Annotated in this window: 25 protein-coding genes; 10 read left to right on the forward strand and 15 right to left on the reverse strand. The window is 44.0% G+C overall.

From position 1 onward, the window contains the following. Positions 1 to 78: 78 nt before the first annotated feature. The 8 genes from MHN00_RS11355 (at position 79) to MHN00_RS11390 (ending at position 5,985) form a co-directional block, all read left to right on the forward strand. On the forward strand, positions 79 to 771 hold the full coding sequence (locus tag MHN00_RS11355; protein WP_014976631.1) for a DTW domain-containing protein: 693 nt from the start codon (positions 79 to 81) through the stop codon (positions 769 to 771). A 74-nt stretch (positions 772 to 845) separates the two neighbouring features. Next, positions 846 to 1,343: a thiol peroxidase gene (gene tpx, locus MHN00_RS11360; protein WP_014949606.1), complete on the forward strand. Its 498-nt coding sequence runs from the start codon at positions 846 to 848 to the stop codon at positions 1,341 to 1,343. Positions 1,344 to 1,465: 122 nt separating this feature from the next. Then, positions 1,466 to 2,296: a sulfurtransferase gene (locus tag MHN00_RS11365; RefSeq protein ID WP_014949605.1), complete on the forward strand. Its 831-nt coding sequence runs from the start codon at positions 1,466 to 1,468 to the stop codon at positions 2,294 to 2,296. 82 nt (positions 2,297 to 2,378) lie between these two features. Continuing rightward, entirely contained in the window at positions 2,379 to 3,104 is a 726-nt protein-coding gene (gene cobB, locus MHN00_RS11370) for a Sir2 family NAD+-dependent deacetylase (RefSeq protein ID WP_101564704.1), read from the forward strand. A 12-nt stretch (positions 3,105 to 3,116) separates the two neighbouring features. Continuing rightward, positions 3,117 to 3,743 (forward strand): LysE family transporter, encoded by a 627-nt coding sequence (locus MHN00_RS11375; RefSeq protein ID WP_014949603.1) that lies wholly within the window; start codon positions 3,117 to 3,119, stop codon positions 3,741 to 3,743. An 82-nt stretch (positions 3,744 to 3,825) separates the two neighbouring features. Continuing rightward, positions 3,826 to 4,557 (forward strand): stress protein, encoded by a 732-nt coding sequence (locus tag MHN00_RS11380; protein ID WP_239301189.1) that lies wholly within the window; start codon positions 3,826 to 3,828, stop codon positions 4,555 to 4,557. Beyond that, on the forward strand, positions 4,550 to 5,341 hold the full coding sequence (locus tag MHN00_RS11385; protein WP_014949601.1) for a glucosaminidase domain-containing protein: 792 nt from the start codon (positions 4,550 to 4,552) through the stop codon (positions 5,339 to 5,341). The genes MHN00_RS11380 and MHN00_RS11385 overlap by 8 nt, the downstream gene beginning before the upstream one ends. After that, entirely contained in the window at positions 5,338 to 5,985 is a 648-nt protein-coding gene (locus tag MHN00_RS11390) for a DUF2987 domain-containing protein (protein WP_014976627.1), read from the forward strand. The genes MHN00_RS11385 and MHN00_RS11390 overlap by 4 nt, the downstream gene beginning before the upstream one ends. A gap of 14 nt (positions 5,986 to 5,999) precedes the next feature. Here MHN00_RS11390 and MHN00_RS11395 read toward each other — a convergent pair whose 3' ends face one another. The 12 genes from MHN00_RS11395 to ccoN form a co-directional block, all read right to left on the reverse strand. Continuing rightward, positions 6,000 to 7,022: a patatin-like phospholipase family protein gene (locus MHN00_RS11395; protein WP_014979378.1), complete on the reverse strand. Its 1,023-nt coding sequence runs from the start codon at positions 7,020 to 7,022 to the stop codon at positions 6,000 to 6,002. Then, the gene (gene ttcA, locus MHN00_RS11400) at positions 7,023 to 7,976 is read right to left on the reverse strand and encodes a tRNA 2-thiocytidine(32) synthetase TtcA (RefSeq protein WP_014949598.1); all 954 of its coding nucleotides are present in this window, start codon (positions 7,974 to 7,976) and stop codon (positions 7,023 to 7,025) included. 148 nt (positions 7,977 to 8,124) lie between these two features. After that, on the reverse strand, positions 8,125 to 9,048 hold the full coding sequence (gene uspE / locus MHN00_RS11405) for a universal stress protein UspE (RefSeq protein WP_014979376.1): 924 nt from the start codon (positions 9,046 to 9,048) through the stop codon (positions 8,125 to 8,127). 244 nt (positions 9,049 to 9,292) lie between these two features. Next, the gene (gene fnr, locus MHN00_RS11410) at positions 9,293 to 10,030 is read right to left on the reverse strand and encodes a fumarate/nitrate reduction transcriptional regulator Fnr (protein ID WP_014949596.1); all 738 of its coding nucleotides are present in this window, start codon (positions 10,028 to 10,030) and stop codon (positions 9,293 to 9,295) included. Positions 10,031 to 10,075: 45 nt separating this feature from the next. Continuing rightward, positions 10,076 to 10,735, reverse strand: coding sequence for a sulfite exporter TauE/SafE family protein (locus MHN00_RS11415; RefSeq protein ID WP_014976623.1), 660 nt, complete (start codon positions 10,733 to 10,735; stop codon positions 10,076 to 10,078). Next, a complete protein-coding gene (gene ccoS, locus MHN00_RS11420) occupies positions 10,722 to 10,952 on the reverse strand; it encodes a cbb3-type cytochrome oxidase assembly protein CcoS (protein ID WP_014949594.1) in 231 nt (76 codons plus the stop codon). The genes MHN00_RS11415 and ccoS overlap by 14 nt, the downstream gene beginning before the upstream one ends. Before the next feature lies 1 nt (position 10,953). After that, positions 10,954 to 13,404, reverse strand: a complete 2,451-nt coding sequence (locus MHN00_RS11425; protein ID WP_239301191.1) for a heavy metal translocating P-type ATPase — start codon at positions 13,402 to 13,404, stop codon at positions 10,954 to 10,956. Beyond that, positions 13,404 to 13,883 carry a FixH family protein gene (locus MHN00_RS11430; RefSeq protein WP_039227668.1) on the reverse strand — a complete coding sequence of 160 codons (480 nt, stop codon included), beginning with the start codon at positions 13,881 to 13,883 and terminating at the stop codon, positions 13,404 to 13,406. The genes MHN00_RS11425 and MHN00_RS11430 overlap by 1 nt, the downstream gene beginning before the upstream one ends. Positions 13,884 to 14,099: 216 nt before the next feature. Then, positions 14,100 to 15,053, reverse strand: coding sequence for a cytochrome-c oxidase, cbb3-type subunit III (gene ccoP, locus MHN00_RS11435; RefSeq protein ID WP_014949592.1), 954 nt, complete (start codon positions 15,051 to 15,053; stop codon positions 14,100 to 14,102). A gap of 16 nt (positions 15,054 to 15,069) precedes the next feature. Then, positions 15,070 to 15,231: a cbb3-type cytochrome c oxidase subunit 3 gene (locus MHN00_RS11440; RefSeq protein WP_014949591.1), complete on the reverse strand. Its 162-nt coding sequence runs from the start codon at positions 15,229 to 15,231 to the stop codon at positions 15,070 to 15,072. A gap of 1 nt (position 15,232) precedes the next feature. After that, entirely contained in the window at positions 15,233 to 15,838 is a 606-nt protein-coding gene (gene ccoO, locus MHN00_RS11445) for a cytochrome-c oxidase, cbb3-type subunit II (protein ID WP_014949590.1), read from the reverse strand. A gap of 15 nt (positions 15,839 to 15,853) precedes the next feature. After that, positions 15,854 to 17,287, reverse strand: coding sequence for a cytochrome-c oxidase, cbb3-type subunit I (gene ccoN / locus MHN00_RS11450; protein ID WP_014949589.1), 1,434 nt, complete (start codon positions 17,285 to 17,287; stop codon positions 15,854 to 15,856). A gap of 229 nt (positions 17,288 to 17,516) precedes the next feature. On the opposite strand from ccoN, the gene MHN00_RS11455 reads away from it, so the two are divergent. After that, on the forward strand, positions 17,517 to 17,996 hold the full coding sequence (locus MHN00_RS11455; RefSeq protein WP_039227669.1) for a hypothetical protein: 480 nt from the start codon (positions 17,517 to 17,519) through the stop codon (positions 17,994 to 17,996). A 120-nt stretch (positions 17,997 to 18,116) separates the two neighbouring features. Here the strand turns inward: MHN00_RS11455 and bfr (MHN00_RS11460) are convergent, their stop codons facing one another. The 3 genes from bfr (MHN00_RS11460) to MHN00_RS11470 form a co-directional block, all read right to left on the reverse strand. Further along, positions 18,117 to 18,584: a bacterioferritin gene (gene bfr / locus MHN00_RS11460; RefSeq protein ID WP_014949587.1), complete on the reverse strand. Its 468-nt coding sequence runs from the start codon at positions 18,582 to 18,584 to the stop codon at positions 18,117 to 18,119. Then, a complete protein-coding gene (bfr, locus tag MHN00_RS11465) occupies positions 18,584 to 19,060 on the reverse strand; it encodes a bacterioferritin (RefSeq protein WP_239301193.1) in 477 nt (158 codons plus the stop codon). Before bfr (MHN00_RS11465) ends, bfr (MHN00_RS11460) begins: the two co-directional genes overlap by 1 nt. Before the next feature lie 134 nt (positions 19,061 to 19,194). Further along, positions 19,195 to 20,766, reverse strand: a complete 1,572-nt coding sequence (locus MHN00_RS11470; RefSeq protein WP_239301195.1) for a cation:proton antiporter family protein — start codon at positions 20,764 to 20,766, stop codon at positions 19,195 to 19,197. 339 nt (positions 20,767 to 21,105) lie between these two features. On the opposite strand from MHN00_RS11470, the gene MHN00_RS11475 reads away from it, so the two are divergent. Beyond that, the gene (locus MHN00_RS11475; protein WP_239301197.1) at positions 21,106 to 22,737 is read left to right on the forward strand and encodes an FMN-binding glutamate synthase family protein; all 1,632 of its coding nucleotides are present in this window, start codon (positions 21,106 to 21,108) and stop codon (positions 22,735 to 22,737) included. Positions 22,738 to 22,781 lie beyond the last annotated feature (44 nt).

Below are 22,781 nucleotides of genomic sequence, written 5' to 3' on the forward strand. Positions count from 1 at the left end.
TTTACGCTCTTTTATCACAAATTACTATGGTAAAATCCGTAAAAATTTTGGCAAAGACGTACTATCTTGAATTCTGTTATGTCACTTCGTTTAGACGAGTTATCTCGTGCTGAACGTCCATTTCACGCTCGTGGGAGTAAAGTAGTTCGCTGCGACGCATGTCTGCTTCCAACGCAAAACTGTATTTGTGAATTTAAGCCTGAGGCTGGCACTGATGTGGCGGTTTTGTTCTTGATGTACAAAGGCGAATATTATAAGCCTACTAATACCGGTCGTTTAATTGCGGACGTGGTTAAAGATAACCACGCATTTTTGTGGAAGCGCACCGAGCCAGAAGAGGCGCTATTGGCGTTACTTCGCAACGAAAAATATTTTCCTATCGTGGTATTTCCACACGAATATGCTGCAGCTGAACGTTGTATTGATACGCCACCATTGAATACTGGGAAAACGTTACTATTTATTTTCTTGGATGGAACGTGGCGTGAAGCAAAAAAAATGTTCGTGAAGAGCCCTTACTTGCATGACTTTCCTGTGTTGGGCGTGAGTATGGACGTAGCGTCAGATTATTTACTACGCGAATCTACCCATGATTTCCAACACTGTACTGCTGAAGTTGGTATTAGCGTTTTAGACCTTGCAGAACAGAAGCAAGGGGCACAAACCTTAGCGCATTATTTCAGTGTGTTTAGACGGGAATATTTAAAAGGTAAGCCGCATTTGCAGCATAAGCTTGCGTTTGCAGAGTCGCAGGTTAAAAGTAACATTTAAAAAGCGTCACTTTTATTTGCGAAAGTATTGTTTTACATCCACTATTTCATATTAACAAAACACGGAGAAAGCGAATGGCATCAGTTACTTTTCAAGGCAATACAGTTACGACAAAGGGTCAGCTTCCTGAAGTAGGCACATCTGCACCAGACTTTACATTAGTGAAAGCAGATTTGGGTGAAGTAACACTGTCTGAGCTTGCAGGAAAAAATGTGGTATTAAACATTTTCCCTTCTATCGACACGGGAACATGTGCAATGTCTGTCCGTAAATTCAACGAAGAAGCGGCAAAATTGGATAACACTACAGTTATCTGTGTATCGGCAGATCTTCCGTTTGCAGCGGGTCGCTTCTGTGGTGCTGAAGGTATTGAAAATGTACTTACAGGCTCGACTTTCCGCTCAAGCTTTGGTGATGACTATGGTGTTACCTTTGAATCAGCGCCGCTTACTGGGCTGCTGTCTCGTTCAGTAGTGGTTATCGATGCCGAAGGCAAAGTGGTTTACACAGAGCAAGTTGCAGAAACAACAGAAGAGCCGAACTACGACGCGGCTATCGCAGCTCTTAGCTAAATAGATCCGCAACATAGGTTAGTTAATTAGCTAACTATGTGATGTGTTTGAATACGTACCGATTTGTTTTATCGGGGTATTACAGGGCACTCACTGATGTGGGTGCCTTTTAGGAGAATGTAATGGCATCGGTATTGCTCTCAGTTGGTGAATTAGCCAATGTAATGCAACAAAAGCCGGTAACGCTTGTACGAGCGTTAATGGACGACCCCGTTTCAAAAACACCAGATACGCGCACGGCAATGGTTTTACCTGCGTCAGTCGACTTTGACTTAGATAGTGAAGGTAGCGATCACACTACAGGTCTCCCTCACAGTATGCCTTCTGCAAATGACCTTGCAATTTATCTTGGTAATCAGGGTATAACAGCGAATACACCTATTACGGTATACGATACCCGTGGAATATATTCTGCGCCAAGAGTGTGGTGGATGTTAAAAGCGTTGGGCCACCAAGATGTTTATATTTTAAATGGCGGACAGCCTGCATGGGAAAAAGCAGCGCTGCCGGTTTCAGAACAACAACAATACGGAAAATTAACCTATCAAGCTACACCTAGGCCTGGTTGGTTCGCAAATTCCGGTGCAGTTCTTCAGGCAATAAATACTGAAGCACAACTTGTAGATGCGCGTAGCGCGCCGCGATTCAAAGGAGAAGTGTCAGAGCCTCGTGAAGGAGTACGTTCAGGTCATATGCCTGGAGCGTTTAATATTCCTTTTGACACCTTACTCAAAAGCGGGCATTTTTTGCCAGTTGAGCAGCTTAAGGCTATTTTTGACCGCGCTAATATCGATTTACGCAAACCTATTATTTGTACGTGTGGTTCTGGCGTTACCGCCTGCATAATTGGTGTGGCGGCATTATTGTGCGGCGCTACTCAGGTTTCAGTATACGATGGCTCTTGGTCAGAGTGGGGCGCTGATACTCAATATCCTGTGGTCAAAGATATGTAAAGAGTCGCGGCTTTTAACTAAGTAAATATACAACATGCTAATCGTATAATTAGCGCTATAACTACAGAGTAAGAACAACCTGATGCCATCTGATCAATCTCTACCCAATATTGTTATTCTTACCGGTGCGGGTATTTCCGCTGAATCTGGATTAAAGACATTTCGGGATAATGACGGCCTTTGGGAAAATCATCGCGTAGAAGAGGTGGCCACCCCAGAGGCTTTTGAACAAAATCCTAGCTTAGTTTATCGCTTTTACAACGCTCGACGTGCGCAGTTACAGCAAGACGACGTGAATCCTAATGCAGCGCATGAGGCGCTGGCCAAACTTGAGAAAGCGTTCGGTAGCAACCTGATGTTGGTTACTCAAAATGTGGATGACTTGCATGAGCGCGGTGGAAGCCAGTCTGTTTACCATATGCATGGCAAGCTGCTATCGGCGCGCTGCGCTATAACCCAGCAAACTTTTGACTGGAGTGATAGTTTTGATCACACCACTAAATGCCCGTGTTGCAACAGAGTAACCTTACGACCGGATATCGTGTGGTTTGGTGAAATGCCCATGTATATGGAAGAGATTTACGATGCGCTTTCAAAGGCTGATGTGTTTATTGCTATTGGCACATCAGGTAATGTCTATCCTGCCGCGGGTTTTGTTCAGATCGCTAAAGAAAGTGGCGCACACACCATAGAGGCAAATTTGGAGCCGGGCGTAACTAATGCATTGTTCGATGAATCGCTAACAGGCCCTGCTTCTCACATCGTCCCACAATGGGTTGATCAATTAATATCAAAGTACGCGCTGTAGGAGGCGCATAACATGCAGTATATGAATGAGTTTCTTACCATTGCGTTGGTACACCTTGTGGCTGTTGCTAGCCCTGGGCCAGATTTCGCGGTGGTTGTTCGAAACAGCGTGGCCTATGGCAGACGTATTGCCATGTACACCAGTATAGGGATTGGCTTAGCTATATTACTGCATGTGGCTTACTCGTTAGTGGGGCTTAGTGTGGTTATTGCAACTACTCCATGGTTATTCACCACATTTAGCTATGCCGCCGCAGCTTATTTACTGTACCTTGCATTTGGTGCGCTTAGAAGCGGGCCTGTAAAGCAGGACCAGGCAGTTAACGCTGAAAAGAAAACATCCCACATATCTGCAAAGCGCGCAGTTTGGATGGGCTTTCTCACAAATGGACTAAACCCAAAAGCAACGCTATTTTTCCTCTCGTTGTTTACTGCAATTATTAGTATTGATACCCCATTTACAGTGAAACTTGGCTACGGTATCTATTTAGCTATAGCTACTGGACTGTGGTTCTGTTTTCTTTCATACCTTTTGAGCACCAGTAAAGTAGCTGAGCTTATTGGTAAAAAAGGGTATTGGTTAGACCGTGCGATGGGGGTGCTACTCGTCGGTTTAGCTGCGAAATTAGTGCTAGGTTAACGTTTGTTTACCTTACAAACAGGCATTTGTTTTTGTGAATTGGTATAATCCCGCCGATTTTTCAAAAAGATAAGAGAGTTGTGTGAAAGACGTAAACCAAGACCGCCTGAACAATACGTTGTCTAAACAGTATCAATTTGATACCAAAGGTCTATTGCGCCGCGCTGCCGGTTTAACAAAGGCAAACTTTTCATCATTGCTGCAGGGAAGTGTTGTTCTATTTTTGACGTTTGTCGTGTTAGGTGTATTTGCTCAGCAGTACATCACAATAAATGCCGATGGGACCTACGTATTCGAGCATCAGTCTATCATAGAAATTGTTGCAATCTGCATCGTTGCCCCGCTGTTGACGGGGTTGTATATGATGGGCGTTTTTGTTGCCCGCGGCACTAAAACTTCAGTATTTACCGTATTCCAGTTTTTCCCCTTGATATTTTTGCTGGCGCTAACTCAGCTAGTGAACAGTATTCTTGTTCAACTAGGTATGATGTTGCTTATTATACCCGGCGTTTATTTTTATTTAGCCTCGTCCTTTTCACTTATGTTGGTTGCTGACAGAAAGTTAACGCCAATTAGCGCGATCATCCTGTCGTGTCGTGTATTTAATGCATACTGGGCTCAAATCGCCAGCATATTTGGTGTGTTCTTTTTACTGTTTGTGTCGGTGCCATTAACGCTGGGCTTTTCACTTATTTGGGTATTACCTTTTTATTTTAGTATGATGGGCTTGCTCTATCAGGAACTGATTGGCGAGCAGGGAGTAAGCACGGAAGCATCTGAAAACGATGTGAATGAGTCTAGCTTCGATGCATAAGCGTGAAACCTTTAAAATTGTTCTTATTACGTTAGGCGTATTGGCGGTAATCGTCATTAACGCCATAATTTTTACTGAGGACGAACCGGATATTTTAGATATACCGCAAACGGTTGAAGCTAAAAAGCCGGTGCCTAACTTCTCTGCCTATACAGATGTAAAAGAGAAGAAGGAGGCGTTTTTTAACTATTTACGCCCCGAAATAGAGAAGCAGAATGCGTACCTACTCACGCTAAGACATTACGTACAAACCTTATATAGAAAGGCGTTAGCTAACGAGACGCTCTCTGAAGAAGATATGGCAAGGCTTGAATGGTTAGAAGAGGAATATCGAGTTAAGCCAACGCAGCCGCTAAAATCAAAATTGCTAGCTCTGCTACAAAAGATTGATGTTCTACCCGCCGAACTGGTGCTTGTGCAAGCCGCGAATGAGTCAGCTTGGGGCACCAGCCGGTTCGCAAGAAAGGGTTATAACTTCTTTGGCTTATGGTGTTTCTCTAAGGGGTGTGGCTTTGTTCCGAACCGTCGAAACGATGGGGCATCTCATGAAGTTGCCAAATTCGACAGTTTGTCGCGTGCAACGTACACCTATATGCGAAACTTAAACCGCCACGACGCGTATGCGGATTTAAGAGAGATCCGCAGTCGACTGCGTGCAAACCAAATTCCTATAACTGGTGTTGCGTTAGCTGAAGGGCTAATGAATTACTCTGAGCGAGGAGCCGCTTATGTTGAAGAGCTTCAAACTATGATCCTATTTAACGAGGAGTTTTTATCCGAATGATACGCGCTGCTTTATTTTTTGCTTCATCTCTATTTATTGGTGTAGGCAGTTCTTCCGTTGCTGCTGAAACGATAGATGTTGAGTACAGCCGTTTCTATAGCCATGTCAAAAAGCTGGATAATGAAGATACCCAAGCACTTCAGTTTGCATTCGGGTTTGTTCGTGTTGGCGAAGGGCGTTTATGTGAAGTTAACGGAGCGTCTATCGTAACCGATAAGAAAACAATGCCCTTAGAAGTGAGTGGTGAAGGGCGATTCACGGTGCCTACTGAAAAGGCCCTGAAACTTGCCAACGCACTGGTTCGCATCGATTTAAACGAACGCGCGAACGTGTGTGATATGTCGGTACAACTTGAAACCAAGCCGGAATATCTTAAGCAGTATTACACAAAAGACGACCTTACATTTTTGTATGGTCAGTACGAAGCTTTCTTTAATGAAATGGGAAGCTTTTTGTCTTTCATGATGCCTTCGGTAAAGGGCTTGATGATTCAGTTTGATGACAAGAATTTAGATTTCATTACACCACAAGGTGTGCAAATCAATAACGGCGTGTTGCATCTAGAACAAGATTGGATCAACGACGCAAAAGGCTTAACACTGCCTCATGCGCCGCTACGTGTTACCGCTATGGCTTCAAGCTAGATGCATATTTGGGATTAGGTAAGAAGCTGATACCTAATTTGCTCTGCTAAACGCGCGATGGTTTCTTCGCCCTTCGCGCATAGCTCTTCGGCTCTGTGGAATTCCATAATACCCACGTCGGTAAGCTGAGGCTCAATAAGAATGTCAGGCGGGTCGCCAGCCAAACGTGAACGTGTGACGCGAGCTTGAAGTATCTCAAGTGAACTGCTCATCACGCTCATAATTCCAGGCGGGTTTCGCTTGTTCACTTTAGCGGGGACTTCGGTCAACTCTTCTTCCACTTTTTCAATCACATCAGAAGCAATGCCTTCTTCAGTCTTAACATTGCCAGCCGAGACGCTGTCTTTTTCATCTTTTTTCTCTAGGGCTTTTTCTTCTTTGTTGTCAGGGGAGAACCATTGGCGTAGTACGTTTTGACTCTTTGTAAAAAAGTCCTCGGTTTTGCGCTGGTTTTCTTCATGATCTTGTCTCAACTTTTCAAGACGAAGTGGTCGGAAATCGGCGTTAAGGTTAACCGCGATTACAAAATCGGCCCCTAATTGGCGACATAAGTTCACCGGTACAGGGTTTACAACGGCACCGTCTACCAACCAACGATCACCGTGTGCTACGGGCGCAAAAAGTGCGGGAATAGCGCAGGATGCTTGAATGGTGTCTCCAATAGGACCAGAGTTAAACACCACTTCACGGCCTGTATAAAGGTCGGTAGCCACAGCCGCAAACGGCTTAAGCATATCTTCATAAGTCGATTCACAAAACTCGCTTGCTAGTTTGTCGAAAACCTTCTGTCCGCTTGCAATGCCGCCGCGTCTAAGTCCTACGCCCATAAGAGCAAGTACCTGCCAGTCGCTAAGGGAACAGGCCCACTCTTTCAAGCCTTCCAGCTTGCCACTTGCGTAGGCAGCACCAACATAAGCACCAATAGAACATCCCGCTACAACGTCAATTTTTACGCCGAGTTTTTCTAATGCTTCAATTATGCCAATGTGAGTCCAGCCCCTTGCGGCACCGGCACCTAGCGCAAGTCCAATTTTCATTTACTTAGGTTCCATAATGTTTATTACTTCAATAGTATTATCTTCATCACTGAAGTCCGTACTATTTTCTGTAGTGAAAGAAGGTTCATCGAACCCGATATCACCGTCTTCTACCGGGCCTTCTTGTGTAGCTATAGCTTTAAAATCATAAAGGTTGCTGTCGATTAAGTGTGAAGGCGCTACGTTTTGAAGCGCACGGAACATCGACTCTATACGACCTGGGAAGCGACGGTTCCAGTCTTGAAGCATAGCCTTTATGTTTTGGCGCTGTAGGTTTTCTTGTGAGCCACAAAGGTTACAAGGAATAATCGGAAATTCAGCGGCCTGAGAATATTTCTCGATGTCTTTTTCTGTGCAGTACGCCAATGGACGAATAACGATGTGTTCACCGTTATCGCTGACTAGCTTTGGCGGCATAGACTTAAGCTTGCCACCATGAAACATGTTGAGGAAAAACGTTTCTAGCATGTCGTCGCGGTGATGACCTAATGCAATTTTAGTCGCACCTAACTCTTTTGCCGTGCGGTACAAAATACCACGGCGCAAGCGAGAACAGAGAGAGCATGTTGTCTTTCCCTCTGGAATTTTGTCTTTAACAATAGAGTAGGTGTCTTCTTCTACAATTTTGTAGTCAACGCCAATGCTTTCTAGATATTCAGGCAAGATATGTTCTGGGAAACCAGGCTGCTTTTGGTCAAGATTAACCGCAACGATATCAAAGTGAATAGGCGCAATCTTCTTTAAAAACAATAAAATATCTAGCATGGTGTAGCTGTCTTTACCGCCAGATAAACACACCATTACTTTGTCGTTGTTTTCAATCATACCGAAATCGCCAATGGCTTTACCCACATTGCGGCGAAGTCGTTTCTGAAGTTTGTTGAAGTTGTACTTTTGCTTACTTTGCGCAGCATTTAATGGCGACGCGTCAGCACTGTTTGTGCCTAAACTCATAATTAACTAGCTTGGTTTGTGATAAAGCCACCATTATACATTAAAGCGGCTTTTCGAGACCATGCTTGTGAAGTTAAATTTGTTGGTGACATACCGTGTTGGCCGCTAAGTAACGGCAAACACGTGCTATGTAGTACTAATAAAAAGACTACACCGACAACGGCGACACAAATCCATCTGGCTTAATAGCAAGTACATCGCAATTGAGTTCGTCGATCACGTGTTCTGCAGTGTTACCAATTAGGGCCGCTGAAATGCCCACACGGCCAACGGTACCAATAACAACCAGCTCTGCATCCAGTGTTTTTGCCACTTGCGGGATAACTTTTTCCGGAAGGCCTTCTCTTACTACACATTTGTTGTCAGGAATACCGTACTTTAACGCGTGACTACGCATTTCTTTTAAATGATGATTTTTTACCGCGTCGTGATAGGTATCGGGGTCGAACTCAGGTACTTCTATGGCGATATTAAGTGGTGTAGAAGGGTAACTGTTGACCAAATTTACGCTACCTTTCAATAAAGAGGCGTAGTCGTTAGCAATGAGGGTGAGCTTATCGTTAAGTGCGGCGTGCTCATCGTCTTCACTGCCTACGTTTACTGCAGCAATAATCTCTCCTCCTTCTGGCCAGTCGTGCTCTTTAACGAGCAATACTGGGCGAGGGCATTTACGCATTAAATGCCAGTCGGTGGGGGTGAAAATAACAGAAGCAAGATCGTCGTGCTTTTTGGTTGCCTTTACCACTAAATCTATCTGATTGTTTAGGGTGTAGTAAATAATCGACTCATACGCACGATTATTCCATTCTACAACGATATCAGTTTCAGTGAATCCTTGTTCTCTTAAGTGGGTGGCAAGCCATTTTGCATGCTCCTTTGTAACTGCATCGCGCATTGACTCGCGCTCATCCGGGCTAAGCATGGTCGTCATATCATAAGATAAGTCGTATACCACCATCATTGCGGTAACTGAAGCGCCTGTTTTTGAAGCGAGTTCATAAGCTCGGCTTAGTGCAGGTTGGTTATCGCGCTCGGCATCTACCACGGCCAGAATTCGTTTACACTCAATCATAACGTCCCCCTAACTACGAAACTTAGTAGCGGCTGTCGAAATCGAAGCTTTCTAATACTAACTATAAACGACATTGGGAAAAACGTAAGTTGTTTTAGATCAAGAATTTTACGAGGCGACCATGAGTGAACCTACCTAATTGAATATGGAGCAACCGGCGTGGCGCTGAAAGGGTAGATAGGTGGCTAACACAGGTTACAAAAAAGCGCGCTTAGTGCGCGCCTTATTTAACACTTAAAAAGGACTAACCGCAGACAACGCTAGGGCCGTTAAGCGCCGCTAGTTTGGTGTTTAGCCTATCGAAATCCAAAATAGTAATAAGCTTGCCGTCTACTTTTATGATGTTGTCTTTTTGAAAACGGCTTAACAGACGACTAATCGTTTCAATCGTTAATCCTAAATAGTTTCCAATTTCGTTGCGCGTCATGGTTAAGTGGAATTCTCTATGGGAAAAGCCACGCTCTTCAAAGCGTTGCGACAGGTGTGAGATGAAATACAGTAAGCGCTCTTCTGCAGTTCGCTTGTTTAAAAGCATGATCATGTCGTGATCTTGTTTTATTTCAGCGCTCATGAAGCTCATGATCTGGTGGCGTAGCTTTGGAAATTGCACTGACATTTCGTCGAGGGTCTCGTAGGGAAGCTCACACACCATGGCAGTTTCTAACGCAGAAGTATAGCTTTGGTGTTTGTTCTCTCTTAATGCATCGAAACCGATAATATCACCAGGAAAGTGGAAGCCGGTAATCTGTTCTTCACCTTCGGTATTAGTCACAAATGATTTGAATGAACCGGTTCTCACTGCAAATAGAGAACGGAATTTATCACCAGTTTGAATCAGCGTGTCACCTTTATGAAGCGGCTTCTTGCGTTCAATAATATCGTCAAGAGACTCGATTTCTGTTTTGTTTAACGCCACCGGTAAACACAGGTGACTGAAACTACAGTTTTGACAGTGAATAGAAAATTGGCTTCCTTTGCTCATAATGCACGCTCTCTAAAAGAATACCCGACAATAATACACCCATTTTTAAACGATTGCGCCATGAATAAGATAAGCTGCATATATTGCCATTATTACTGCAATAATTTGTCTAAAATGGTTATGTTGAAAACTTCGAACAATATATTGGCTACCAGCGCTTGCAGCGAGCAAGGTGGGTAATGTACCCAAACCGAAGAAGAACATAATAGCAGCGCCTTCTAGCGCGTTACCCGCCGCGAGAGACCAGGTAAGTGTGGAATACACCAAACCGCAAGGAAGCCAACCCCAAATAAAACCATAAGGCAACGCACTTAAAGGGGTCTTAAATGGCAAAAAGCGTTTTGAAAGCGGCTGGACTTTGGAAAATAGGCCTTTACCCGCATTTTCCAGCACTGTTAAGCCAGTCCACCACTTACCCAAATAACACGCCAGTAGAAGCAACATGATTCCGCTAAGTAGGGAAAGGGCATAGTTGGCAAGAGGTATATAATCTGCTGCAATTTTTCCAAGTGCCCCGGTTATTGCTCCGGCGATGGTGTAGCTCACTATACGTCCCATGTTATAGGCAAGGGTATAGGGTAGTGCTGAAGCGCCTTTAGGCGATACCATCCTTAGCGCAGCGACAATTCCACCGCACATTCCCACACAGTGAACTCCACCGGCTAAGCCGATAAGAAAGGCAGAGAAGTAGTTAATCCCTTCCATGTGGCGCTTGGCTTTTGTCTACTTTACTGTCTTGAAGTTGCTTGCGTTGCTCAGCTAGCTTTTTTTCTTCTGGCGGAAGATCATCGTCAAACAGTATGCTATACCCTTGGCGATCCAAATCTTCAAATTGATTGGTTTTCACCGCCCAAAAGAATATCACGATAGCGACGGCAACAATGATGATGGCGATTGGAATTAATACGTAAATAATACTCATGCTATTTGCTCAAAAGTCGCGTTGAGTTTGTGACCACAATGATACTGCTTAACGACATACCAACAACAGCCATCCACGGTGAAAGTAGGCCTGATACGGCGAAAGGTAAGATCAAAACGTTGTAACCTACCGACCAGCCGATATTTTGCCTTATTTTTTGCTTCACTTGATGCGCAGTTCGAATAAGCTCTGGTACAGAAAGCAGCTGATCTCCAAGCAGTATCACGTCGGCGGCAGTTTTAGCCACGTCTGTGGCATTACCCACTGCAATTGCCACATCAGCGCTGGCAAGAACTGGAGCGTCGTTGATACCGTCACCCATCATCATCACTTTCGCGCCAGATTGCTGCATAGCTTGAACGGCTTCGTACTTTTGCTCAGGTGTTAGGCCACCTTTAGCGGTCGAAATTGGCAATGGTGCGGTAAGCGCATTAACGTTTTGCTGTGTATCACCACTTAAAACGGCGAGGGTATGGCTTGCAGCTAATATATCGAGAGTTTCTTGCGCATCTTCTCTTAGTGAATCCTTTACTTCATACGCCGCCATAATACGCCCCTTAACCGTGAGAAACACGTTAGCTGAAGGGAACGCTTCAATGAGTTTTAGCTGTGATTCGTGAACGCTGAATGCTGCAGATCCCATAGAAAACAACGTGTCATTGATCTCACCGCTGATACCACCTCCTGGCGTAACGGTAAAATTAGTCACTTTGTGTACCGTGTTATCGATGGCGTCAGCACTACCGCTAGAGGCAGAAGTCTCGCTTAGGGCTACACCGTCGCTAAAGGCTTTGGCAATCGGATGTTCAGAGCGTGACTCCAAAGCGCGCGCAATTGATAGCGCACTATTACTATCCACGCCGTCAGCGTACCAGGCATTTGAAATAGTAAATTTGCCTTTTGTGAGCGTGCCGGTTTTGTCTAAAGCGATGGTGTCAATGTCAGTAATTTGTTCTAGCGCATCGGCCCGTTTTAGTAAAATACCTTGTCGGTTTAACTTTGCCATAGCGCAGGTTAACGCTGATGGCGTAGCCAACCCTAGTGCGCAAGGGCAGGTTGCAACCAGCACCGATATGGTGATCCAAAATGCCTCGTCGCTACCCTGATACGCCCAAAAGCCATAGGTTAACGCCGAAATCAGCAATACCGCGGTAACGAAATAGCGAGAAAAATTATCGGCTATCTGCGCTGCTTTAGGCTTACTCGCCATCGCACTTGCTTGCAGTCGTACAATTTGATTTACCAGCGCATTTTTAAGGGTCTGCGTAACCGTAATGGTTAGCGTACCATCTTGACAAACCGTGCCGCCGTAAACCGGGCTACTGTTCGACTTACGCACGGGGTTAAACTCGCCGGTAAGCATTGATTCGTCAACCGCTGCGTTGCCGTCGGTTACCACCCCATCAATGGGGACTGTTTCACCAGGCTTCACCAGTACTACGTCATCAATTTTTAGCTGCTTAGCCAGACACTCGGTTAGGCTGCCATCCGGATTTAGTTTGGTCGCTGATACGGGCACATACTGCATCATATTGGCAGAGATCTGTGAGGCGCGATGACGACTACGATGTTCTAAGAATCGGCTAAGTAACAGCAGAAAAATAAACATACAGATGGATTCGAAATACACTTCACCTTGCTCTAATACTGTAGAGCGAATTCCAGCAATGTAAGTACCGAATATGGCGAGCGTAACGGGTACGTCCATATTAACCGTTTTGGCGCTTAGCGCTTTAGCGGCGCCCACATAAAAGGTGCTGCCTGAATACAGCACCACTGGTGTAGTAAGCGTAAGGGCAACCCAATAAAAATATTGGCGGGTCTCTAACTCAATGGCGCCGAACCAATCAAAATAAAGCCCAGTCATCAGCATCATAACCTGCATGGTCATAATGCCTGCTAGGCCAAGCTTTTTTAGAAAGGTCTTCTGTTCGCGTTTATAACTGGCTTCGTGTTCGTCGGGGTGAAATGGTGACCCAACATAACCAATGCGTTTTAGCGTAGATAGAATTTGGCTAAGCTTAATTTGAAACGGTGACCAAGTGACTAAAGCGCGGCGCTCTTGTACATTCACCGCGACTTGCTTTATTCCTTCAACTTTTGACAACTGCTTTTCGATAAGCCAGCCACACGCAGCGCATGTAATACCTTCAAGGGTCAACTGAATCTGTTTGTCCTGACCTTCTTCAAACACGAACTCTTCTTGAAGGGAAGGGTCGTCATAGACTTTTAGCTTATCTAACGTTTCTAAAATACTGTCGTCAGATTTTTGCGCCGGTTCGGTTCTAAACTGGTAATAGTCTTCAAGGCCGTTGTTAACGATCGCTTCAGCTACCGCTAAGCAGCCAGGGCAACACATGTCTCGTTGTTGCCCTAAAATGACAGTAGTAAATTTCCCATTGTCTGGACTCGCTATAGGCAAGCCGCAATGGTAACAGTCGTGCTTCGTCATTATGGATTGAATTTCATTTTGCCAGTGTGGGGCAGATAGACCGTGTTTTGAATTTTCCAGCTATCATCAATCGGCGTCAGCGATATGCGCCATTTACCGTCAAGGTTTTCTTCAATAAAGCCGCGATAAATACCGTTAGCGTCGCGACTCAATAAAACGCTAACATCGCGCTCTTCTAGCGTTACGTGATAGAAACTTAATTTAACCGCGTTACCTTCTTGAGGAATCCCCGAATGAAATTGCAGCGCTATGCTTCCATCTTCAATGGTTAAATCAGTGGTGATATTCATGCGGCGGGCTATGGCTTCTTTGTCCAGACGGGCATTAATTGCTTTTCCTTCTTTGTAGTAGTCGTCTACCACCAAGCTATCTTCGGTAGAAATAGCAAGGTTTAATAACACGCCACCCATGATGAGGGTAATGATAGGAACGGCAATTAAAAACCAGGGCCAGAACTCTTTATACCAGGGTCTATTCATCGAAATCTTTTCTCGTATTTACTTCACTAACAACATATTTATTTTTACTTCCCCAACTACACGTAAAGCCGGCAAATAATGATAAATATAGTGTTGGCGAGACATGTTAAAAGTGTACAAAGAATGTTCGCATGGCACTCTCTATACCGCTGTATTTTCTCATAAAAAAAGCCCCGTAGTAACGAGGCTTTTTAAGATATTTAATGATTTAAATCATTAATCATTTGAAAGGCTGTATACATACGCTGCAACAACGTGAATTTTGTCATCACCCAAGGTTTTCTTGAATGAAGGCATTACACCGTTACGACCGTAAGTAAGCGTTTCTGTTACCGCTCTGTGGCTGCCGCCGTATAGCCAGATATTGTCAGTAAGGTTTGGTGCACCAAGTGCTTGGTTACCTTTACCGTCCATACCGTGACAAGCCGCACACGCTGCGAAACGAGCTTTACCTGCTTCTGCAAGCTGAGGGTCCACATCGCGACCGCTTAAACTAAGTACGTAGTTAACCACTTCTTCGATACCGTCTTCACCCATAGCATCTAGCCATGCTGGCATAGCTGCTTTACGACCAAGCGTAAGAGTTTCAACGATTTTCGCACCTGAACCACCGTACAACCAGTCGTTGTCCGTTAGGTTAGGGAAGCCGCCATTTTGACCACGTGCATCAGAACCGTGACACTGAGAGCAATTTTGTAGGAACAAACGCTGACCTACTTTATTTGCTTCTGGGTCTTTAGCCAGTTCTTCAACAGGAACTTGTGCATACGCTTCGAAGATCGGATCGAACTTCTCGGCAGCAAAATCTAGTTCACGATCATATTCTACTAGGTAGCCTTGCTCTTTAGCATCAATACGCGCCTGAGCTGACTCTTCTAGCGATTGAATATTTTGGTTAGAGCTCTTCCAACCCAAAATACCTTCATACGCACCTAGGCCAGGATAAAGCGCTAGGTATAAAAAGCCCCAAACGATGGTCATGTAGAACATAATTGTCCACCAGCGAGGAAGTTGGTTGTTCAACTCCTCAATACCATCAAATTCGTGGCCCATTGACTCACCTTCAGCTACGCCAGTCTTGTTAGAAAGGCACCAGCGAAGAAGGAAGTAGCAACCAATGATTAACCCTAGGGTTATCACTGAAATCCAAATTGTCCAAAACATACTCATGAGTTCGAGACTCCTGCTAATCTTCTTTTGATTTTTCTTTTTCTTCGTCTGCAAACACTAGGTTCGCAGCTTCATCGAATTTTTTCTTGTTGCGGCTGCTGAACGCCCACCATACAACACCGATGAAGCTTACAAAGACGATGACAGTAAAAATGCTGCCTACAATTCCCTGGTCCATATTATTTCAAATGTGTGCCAAGAGATTGTAGATAAGCAATAAGGGCCTGCATTTCCGTTTTGCCCTGTACTGCCGCTTTCGCACCCGCGATATCTTCGTCGGTATACGGAACGCCAAATCCACGGAATACTTCCATTTTTTCAGCTGTTAACTCGCCATTAAGCGTGTTTTCCGCAAGCCAAGGGAAACCTGGCATATTCGACTCTGGTACCACGTTACGAGGATTAAGCAGGTGAACTCGATGCCATTCGTCGCTGTAACGACCACCAACACGTGCTAGGTCAGGACCAGTACGCTTAGAACCCCAAAGGAAAGGGTGTTCCCATACTGATTCGCCAGCAACGCTGTAGTGACCATAACGCTCTGTTTCAGCGCGGAATGGACGGATCATCTGGCTGTGACAACCTACACAACCTTCACGGATGTAGATATCACGGCCTTCAAGCTCAAGCGCGGTATATGGACGTAAGCCTGTTACCGGTTCCATGGTTTGCTGTTGAAACATCAACGGCGTTATTTGAACCATGGCACCGAAGCTGATAGCGATAAGGATTAATACCGTTAACAGACCGACGTTCTTTTCAATTAACTCATGTGCGTTTTTCATTATTCGTCTCCTTTACTACGCCGGCTGAGTCGCTGGGTCTGCAGCGATACTGCCTTTAGGTGCACGAACGGTTTTCCATGTGTTGTATGCCATAACAAGCATACCTGCTACCACGAAACAACCACCAATGAAACGAACCACATAGAAAGGCTTAGACGCTTCTAATGACTCAACAAAGCTATAGGTTAACGTACCGTCAGCATTTACTGCACGCCACATTAGACCCTGTAGTACACCAGACATCCACATTGCTACGATGTATAGAACAACACCGATAGTTGCAAACCAGAAGTGTACGTTAACTAGCTTGGTGCTATACATAGCGCGCTGACCGAATAGCACTGGAATTAAGTGGTAAATTGAACCAATTGAAACCATTGCAACCCAACCTAGAGCACCAGAGTGTACGTGACCAATTGTCCAGTCAGTGTAGTGAGACAGTGCATTAACGGTCTTGATTGCCATCATTGGGCCTTCGAAGGTAGACATACCGTAGAAAGACAATGAAACAATAAGGAAACGCAATACTGGGTCGGTGCGAAGTTTATGCCACGCGCCAGATAGCGTCATAATACCGTTAATCATACCACCCCAAGATGGAACGAATAGGATAATAGACATCACCATACCTAGTGACTGAGTCCAGTCTGGTAGGGCAGTGTAGTGAAGGTGGTGAGGACCAGCCCAGATATACAGAGAGATAAGTGCCCAGAAGTGAACAATTGAAAGTCTGTATGAATAAACCGGGCGACCAGCTTGCTTAGGTACGAAGTAGTACATCATACCAAGGAAGCCCGCAGTCAGGAAAAAGCCTACCGCGTTATGGCCGTACCACCACTGCATCATAGCGTCTACTGCGCCTGCATACAGTGAATACGATTTAGTGAAAGATACCGGAATAGCCATGCTGTTACCAATATGAAGAATTGCAACAGTTAACATGAACGCGCCTAAGAACCAGTTTGCAACATAAATGTGCGAAACTTTACGGATTACTAGGGTTCCGAAGAAGTTAATGATATAAGCGACCCAAACCAGTGCCAAAAGGATATCAATTGGCCATTCTAGTTCAGCGTATTCTTTTGAGCTGGTCAAACCCATAGGCAGGGTGATAACAGCTAAAACGATAACGGCTTGCCAACCCCAAAAGGTAAATGCGGCAAGTTTGTCACTGAACAGTCTTACCTGGCAGGTACGCTGAACGATGTAGTACGACGTTGCAAATAGCGCACAGCCGCCGAAGGCAAAAATAACGGCGTTAGTGTGCAACGGACGCAAACGTGAGAATGTTAGCCATGGTGTGTCAAAGTTAAGCATAGGTGCAAATAACTGCGCGGCAATAAATACCCCTAGGCCCATACCAATGATACCCCAGACTATGGTCATGATGGTAAATTGCCTAACTACTTTATAATTGTAGTCAGGTTGTGCTTGGCTTATTTCACTCATTTTAATGAATCTTCCACTTCAAATGAACTATGGTCTCCAACTGCCGGAATAGTACGGTCGAGACGTGTATCAGCTAAGGAATAACGCTTCACACCGAGCTCGGAAAGAGTAATAATTATTGTCTCCAAGCCAGTTGGTACGCGGATGATAAGGTTTTTAATTACAAAAAGATACCATAAACTACCTAAGCTTGATCTCCGTCAATGAAGAAATACACAAAATTTAAGAAATGCTAAATAACGATAACAATAAACGATCAAAAATTTTACATTCCCAGCTTCCATTAGTGGCTATTATTGTTGTAGCCGTGTGTGTATACCTTGCACATAAATTCCAGTCATCGGTGTTAAAAGACACTAGCGTAGTTAATGGAATAGGAAACAGCTGCAACTTTGTCAATGAAACTTGCGAATTCTTAATTGATGACAGGTTAGCAATTGCCACTTTTTCAGCCATGCCTGAAGCCGAAGAGTCAGTAACGGTTAAGCTCTTAGTTCCTGAGGGAGAGGAAATAGAGAGCGCATGGATTGAAGGGGTAAACATGTATATGGGCAAAATTCCCGTGCTGTTAGATAACGATGGTCAAGGAAAGTGGTCAGGTTGGTTTATGTTAGGTAGCTGTAGTGAGCCAGTGATGAAATGGCAGCTACGTCTAAATATTAAAGATAAAGAAAGCCCCAGCTATTTGTATTTTGTTACACAGCAGTAACTGTATTAAAAGCAATAAGACTCTCCCTAAAGAAAGGGGAGTAAACAAGCAAAAAAGGCCGCTCTTTATTTAAGAGCGACCTTATTAATTACCTGTAAATTGTAGCGTGAACGCTAATTCTTACATTTGAGACTGAAGGTAGTTTTGAATACCTAGTCGCTTAATAAGGCCAAGCTGCTGCTCTAGCCAGTGTGCGTGATCCATCTCTGTATCGTCTAGTAGTACAATTAGCATGTCACGAGTAACATAGTCTTTCTCGGTTTCACAAAGCGCAATAACTTCACGTAACTTTGCATCAACTTCATATTCAACACGTAAATCGCTTTCAAGCATTTCAGGTACATCTTTACCCACTTTGAAGCCTGTGCGCTTCGTCATGTCAGGTGTACCTTCTAAAAACAGCATGCGTTCAATTAGCTTAGTTGCATGTCCACGCTCGTCATCAAATTCATGATCGATGCGTTCGTAAAGCTTATTCAAACCCCAATCAAGATACATCTGAGAGTGAATGAAATACTGATCCATGGCGGCTAACTCATAAGAGAGTAGTTCGTTTAAGCCATTGATGATTGCTTGGTTACCTTTCATTAGTCATCTCCCATTACTTGCGCTTGTAGGTAGTTCTCTATACCCATAGCATCAATTTGGTATTCTTGCGTTTCAATCCAGTCTAGGTGCTCTTCTTCATATTCAAGAAGGTCTTCAAGCAAGTCACGAGAAATATAATCCTGCTTTTCTTCACATAGCGCGATAGCTTCACGAAGTAGTGGAAGCTGTTCTTTTTGAAAACGCGCATCACATGACAGCATTTCAACGGTATCTTCACCGATATAAAGTTTGCCTAACGCTTGAAGATTAGGAAGGCCCTCAAGGAATAAAATGCGCTCGATAAGATCGTCCGCTTGCTTCATGTCCTTGATAGACTTTTTATAATTCTTTTCGTTAAGTTCAGAAAAACCCCAGTTTTTGAACATACGAGCGTGCAGAAAGTATTGATTTATCGAAGTAAGTTCACTTGTCAGTACTTCGTTCAATTTTGCAACAACTTGTTTATCACCTTGCATTGTGTAAACCCTATTAACGTATTTGCGTGAAGTTTAGTCTAAATTTGACCGCATGTCAAAAAAGTCTTTGTAAAACAGTTGTTTACAAACGATAACGTTTCTCAATTCATCCATTGTTCGCATTTAGAACAGCATTACTGTTGTGCATGCGCATAAGCAAGACTTTCTTCAGCAAAACCAAGCCCTGCTTCGGTAAAGAAGTTGAAGACTTTATCTACACCATTTTCTAATAGATGTGACACTTCATCCTCATAGCGTGCAATGGCTGCGACTTTTCCAACATAGCCCGCGTTTTTAAGCTGACGTGTGATGTTTATTGAGTCCTGAATAGAAGGCAGAGCAAGCAAAACAAGCTGAATCTGTTTGATATCTAAATTATCCCACAAATCGACGTCTTCACCGTCGCCGCATATTACGTTTAAGCCTTCGTCTGATAACTCTTTTACTTTTACTCGGTCGGCGTCCATTCCCCATACGCTCACATCACTTAATTTAGATAACGCATTGAAGGCACCGCGACCAACTCGTCCCATCCCCAACACTAAAAACTCCGCGTTGTGGAGAGTAGGATAAATGTCTTCTTTTAAGCGCTCGTTTTTCTCAAAACGTTTAATGGTGTGTTTATGATTGTGATATTGAGAATGAGAATTGCGATAGAGCACGCTGGTGATAACGAATGAAATAGATACGGCTAAAGCAATCACCACTAACCAAGAGTTTGCCAATAAACCTAATGAAACGGCTAGTGCGCCAACAATAAGGCCAAATTCACTGTAATTTGAAAGCACCAAGCTGCTCAAGTAAGCCGTGCGACCGCGAAGGCGAAGTGACGTAAATAAGCCGAAAAAGAGTGCTGCTTTTAACGGTATAAATAAGCAGAACACCATAGCTAGGACAATCATACTAAGATCGGGAAGGGCGGTAAGACCGATAGTAAGGAAGAAGCCGATTAAGAAGAGATCCTTAAAACTAAGCAGCGACTTCGCTAGCTCCGAAGCCTTTTCATGTTGTGCTAACATGATTCCAAAGATTAGTGCCCCAAGATCGCCTTTAATGTTAACCAGCTCAAACAAGTGATAGCCACCTAAGGCGAGGATAAAGCCAGTAAGCGGAAGCAGTTCACCGTGGCCCGACTTATTAATCATTTTGTTTATGATTGGCATTGCTGGGAATAAGGCCAACAAAGCAAGCGCCCACACAGAGGGGAGCTTTCCAGTTGCTGCAACAAGGAAGATAACGGCAAAAACGTCTTGCATGACCAAAATGCCAATGGCAAGGCGGCCGTGGCGGGTTTTACTTTCGCCACTTTCTTCTAATACTTTAACCACGCAGACTGTGCTACTGAAACTAAGGGCAAAAGCGATAAGCGCAGCGCTTTTCCATGTAAGCCCATCAACGAAATTTGCAGCAACCGCACCAATCGCATAGACGCAACAGGTAATAACGCCCACCCATACTAAGGTATGTGAAACGCTTCCCGCCCAAACTTCTCGTCGACTCAAATCGCGGATGTTGAGTTTCAGACCGATGGTGAAGAGCATAATGGTGATGCCCAAGTTGGCTATTTGGGTTAAATCTTCAGTGAGCGTGTAGCCTGCAAAATTTAATAAAAAGCCAGCTACCAAGTAGCCAACTAAAGGAGGAATGCCAATAAGTTTAACCGTTAAGCCGCAAACAAATGCGAAAAGAAGAAATGCATACTCCATGAATTACCTTTCAGAAAATGTTGAACGTAAAATCCGTTACCTTTGTATAGGTCACATCATCTATTAACCAGTGATAGCTATAAATCGCTCTCTCAACTCGCTAATTGAAAGGTTTTAGACTAGCATGCAATGGCTTGTTTTCGCAGCTAAAAAAGCATTGTAATTGCATACTTTGGTAACGCGTAACCAAATTGAACTAAAAGCCGGCTCAGTATATTTAACCACTAAATCAGTCATTTACCGCTAAAGTAAATCTAGTTCCCGATTTCAGGTGTATTGAACAGGGTTGTAGGCATATTATTTTGTTTAGATATGACCAAAAATAAAGAAGGACTTTGAATGCGTTTAACAATTCTAACTGTGCTAACCCTGCTCGTCGCTTTCAATGTGTTGATTGGCGTATTGTGGGCGCCCGTGTGGTGGTTTTTACTTTTATCAGTCACGCTACTCATTTTTGGTCTATATGATGCCTTCCAAACAAAACATGCCATTTTAAAGAACTTTCCATTAATTGGCAGGGTACGATGGACCGTCGAGGGACTAAGGCCCTACATCCAGCAATACATCATAGAAACCGATACTGGCGGAGCACCTATTTCCCGCATGTTTCGTTCGATTGTTTATCAACGTGCGAAAAACAGTAGAGAAACTGTTCCCTTCGGTACTCAGCTAGATACGTATAAAGATGGCTATGAGTGGATTGGCCATTCTTTATCTGCTCGCGAAGTGGAAGACATGGATGAAGATCCCCGAGTGACGGTAGGTGGTCCTCATTGCAAAAAGCCGTATCGTGCAAGCATACTTAACATAAGCGCAATGAGCTTTGGAAGCTTGTCAAAAAATGCTATTTTGGCGCTAAATAAAGGTGCTGCAAAAGGCGGGTTTTACCATAACACAGGTGAGGGTGGTTTAACCCCATATCACCTCGAAAACGGTGGCGATATCGTTTGGCAAATTGGTACGGGATACTTTGGTTGTAGAAGTAAAGATGGCGGTTTCGATCCTGTTCTTTTTGAAGAAAAAGCCAAACTCGACAATGTAAAAATGATAGAAATAAAGCTAAGCCAAGGCGCTAAGCCTGGACATGGTGGTATTTTACCTGCGTATAAAAATACTCCTGAAATAGCTAAAATAAGAGGTGTTGAGCCTGGAACTCAAGTTGATTCTCCCCCTAGACATAAAGCGTTTGCAACGCCTTTAGAAATGGTAGATTTTATTAGTCAGTTACGCAAGTTAAGTGGATATAAACCAGTGGGTATTAAGCTGGCGCTGGGTAGAAAAAGTGAGTTTATTGCCATGTGCAAAGCCATGGTAGAGAAGGACGTAACGCCAGATTTTATAACGGTAGACGGGGGCGAAGGAGGTACCGGCGCCGCACCGCTTGAGTACACAAACTCTATAGGATTCCCTCTGCGTGAAGCCTTGGCGTTTGTTGACGATTGTCTCACTGGTTTTGGTATTCGCGACAAAATTAAAATTATTGCTTCTGGAAAAATCATTACCGCTTTTCAGTTAGCGAAAAATCTAAGTTTAGGCGCCGATCTATGTAACAGTGCCAGAGGAATGATGTTGGCACTTGGATGTGTTCAGTCGCTGTCATGCAATACGAATAAATGTCCGACCGGTGTAGCAACGCAAGACCCCAAGCTTGCCAAGGGCTTAAACGTTGAAGACAAGTACGAGCGCGTGTACCGCTTTCACAAAAAAACTATTCATGCGCTGATGGATATCTTGTCTTCTACAGGACATGTGAGAACTAGCGAACTAAATCGTACCCATATATTTAGGCGAGTAGATCAGTGTAATATTGCGCGTTACGACGAAATTTTCCCGTTAGTTAAAACAGGAAGTTTCTTAACCGACGACGTTCCCGATAGATTTAAATTACACTTAAAAGAAGCAAATTCTGAAAGCTTTATGCCTTGTAGTTTATTGGCAGAAATAGAGAAAGAAACGAAAGCGTTATCTTAAAAAAACTAAGCCATGACTCCTAATCAAATACCGATTGTGGAGTC

It is taken from the genome of Alteromonas sp. Cnat2-8 (assembly GCF_022348355.1).
GTDB lineage: Bacteria > Pseudomonadota > Gammaproteobacteria > Enterobacterales > Alteromonadaceae > Alteromonas > Alteromonas macleodii.

Bases quoted from the DNA above. Each gene is read 5' to 3' on its own strand.
- MHN00_RS11355 (WP_014976631.1), top strand. From the start codon at position 79: ATGTCACTTCGTTTAGACGAGTTATCTCGTGCTGAACGTCCATTTCAC.
- tpx (WP_014949606.1), top strand. From the start codon at position 846: ATGGCATCAGTTACTTTTCAAGGCAATACAGTTACGACAAAGGGTCAG.
- MHN00_RS11365 (WP_014949605.1), top strand. From the start codon at position 1,466: ATGGCATCGGTATTGCTCTCAGTTGGTGAATTAGCCAATGTAATGCAA.
- cobB (WP_101564704.1), top strand. From the start codon at position 2,379: ATGCCATCTGATCAATCTCTACCCAATATTGTTATTCTTACCGGTGCG.
- MHN00_RS11375 (WP_014949603.1), top strand. From the start codon at position 3,117: ATGCAGTATATGAATGAGTTTCTTACCATTGCGTTGGTACACCTTGTG.
- MHN00_RS11385 (WP_014949601.1), top strand. From the start codon at position 4,550: ATGCATAAGCGTGAAACCTTTAAAATTGTTCTTATTACGTTAGGCGTA.
- MHN00_RS11390 (WP_014976627.1), top strand. From the start codon at position 5,338: ATGATACGCGCTGCTTTATTTTTTGCTTCATCTCTATTTATTGGTGTA.
- MHN00_RS11395 (WP_014979378.1), bottom strand. From the start codon at position 7,022: ATGAAAATTGGACTTGCGCTAGGTGCCGGTGCCGCAAGGGGCTGGACT.
- ttcA (WP_014949598.1), bottom strand. From the start codon at position 7,976: ATGAGTTTAGGCACAAACAGTGCTGACGCGTCGCCATTAAATGCTGCG.
- uspE (WP_014979376.1), bottom strand. From the start codon at position 9,048: ATGATTGAGTGTAAACGAATTCTGGCCGTGGTAGATGCCGAGCGCGAT.
- fnr (WP_014949596.1), bottom strand. From the start codon at position 10,030: ATGAGCAAAGGAAGCCAATTTTCTATTCACTGTCAAAACTGTAGTTTC.
- MHN00_RS11415 (WP_014976623.1), bottom strand. From the start codon at position 10,735: ATGGAAGGGATTAACTACTTCTCTGCCTTTCTTATCGGCTTAGCCGGT.
- ccoS (WP_014949594.1), bottom strand. From the start codon at position 10,952: ATGAGTATTATTTACGTATTAATTCCAATCGCCATCATCATTGTTGCC.
- MHN00_RS11425 (WP_239301191.1), bottom strand. From the start codon at position 13,404: ATGACGAAGCACGACTGTTACCATTGCGGCTTGCCTATAGCGAGTCCA.
- MHN00_RS11430 (WP_039227668.1), bottom strand. From the start codon at position 13,883: ATGAATAGACCCTGGTATAAAGAGTTCTGGCCCTGGTTTTTAATTGCC.
- ccoP (WP_014949592.1), bottom strand. From the start codon at position 15,053: ATGAGTATGTTTTGGACAATTTGGATTTCAGTGATAACCCTAGGGTTA.
- MHN00_RS11440 (WP_014949591.1), bottom strand. From the start codon at position 15,231: ATGGACCAGGGAATTGTAGGCAGCATTTTTACTGTCATCGTCTTTGTA.
- ccoO (WP_014949590.1), bottom strand. From the start codon at position 15,838: ATGAAAAACGCACATGAGTTAATTGAAAAGAACGTCGGTCTGTTAACG.
- ccoN (WP_014949589.1), bottom strand. From the start codon at position 17,287: ATGAGTGAAATAAGCCAAGCACAACCTGACTACAATTATAAAGTAGTT.
- MHN00_RS11455 (WP_039227669.1), top strand. From the start codon at position 17,517: ATGCTAAATAACGATAACAATAAACGATCAAAAATTTTACATTCCCAG.
- bfr (WP_014949587.1), bottom strand. From the start codon at position 18,584: ATGAAAGGTAACCAAGCAATCATCAATGGCTTAAACGAACTACTCTCT.
- bfr (WP_239301193.1), bottom strand. From the start codon at position 19,060: ATGCAAGGTGATAAACAAGTTGTTGCAAAATTGAACGAAGTACTGACA.
- MHN00_RS11470 (WP_239301195.1), bottom strand. From the start codon at position 20,766: ATGGAGTATGCATTTCTTCTTTTCGCATTTGTTTGCGGCTTAACGGTT.
- MHN00_RS11475 (WP_239301197.1), top strand. From the start codon at position 21,106: ATGCGTTTAACAATTCTAACTGTGCTAACCCTGCTCGTCGCTTTCAAT.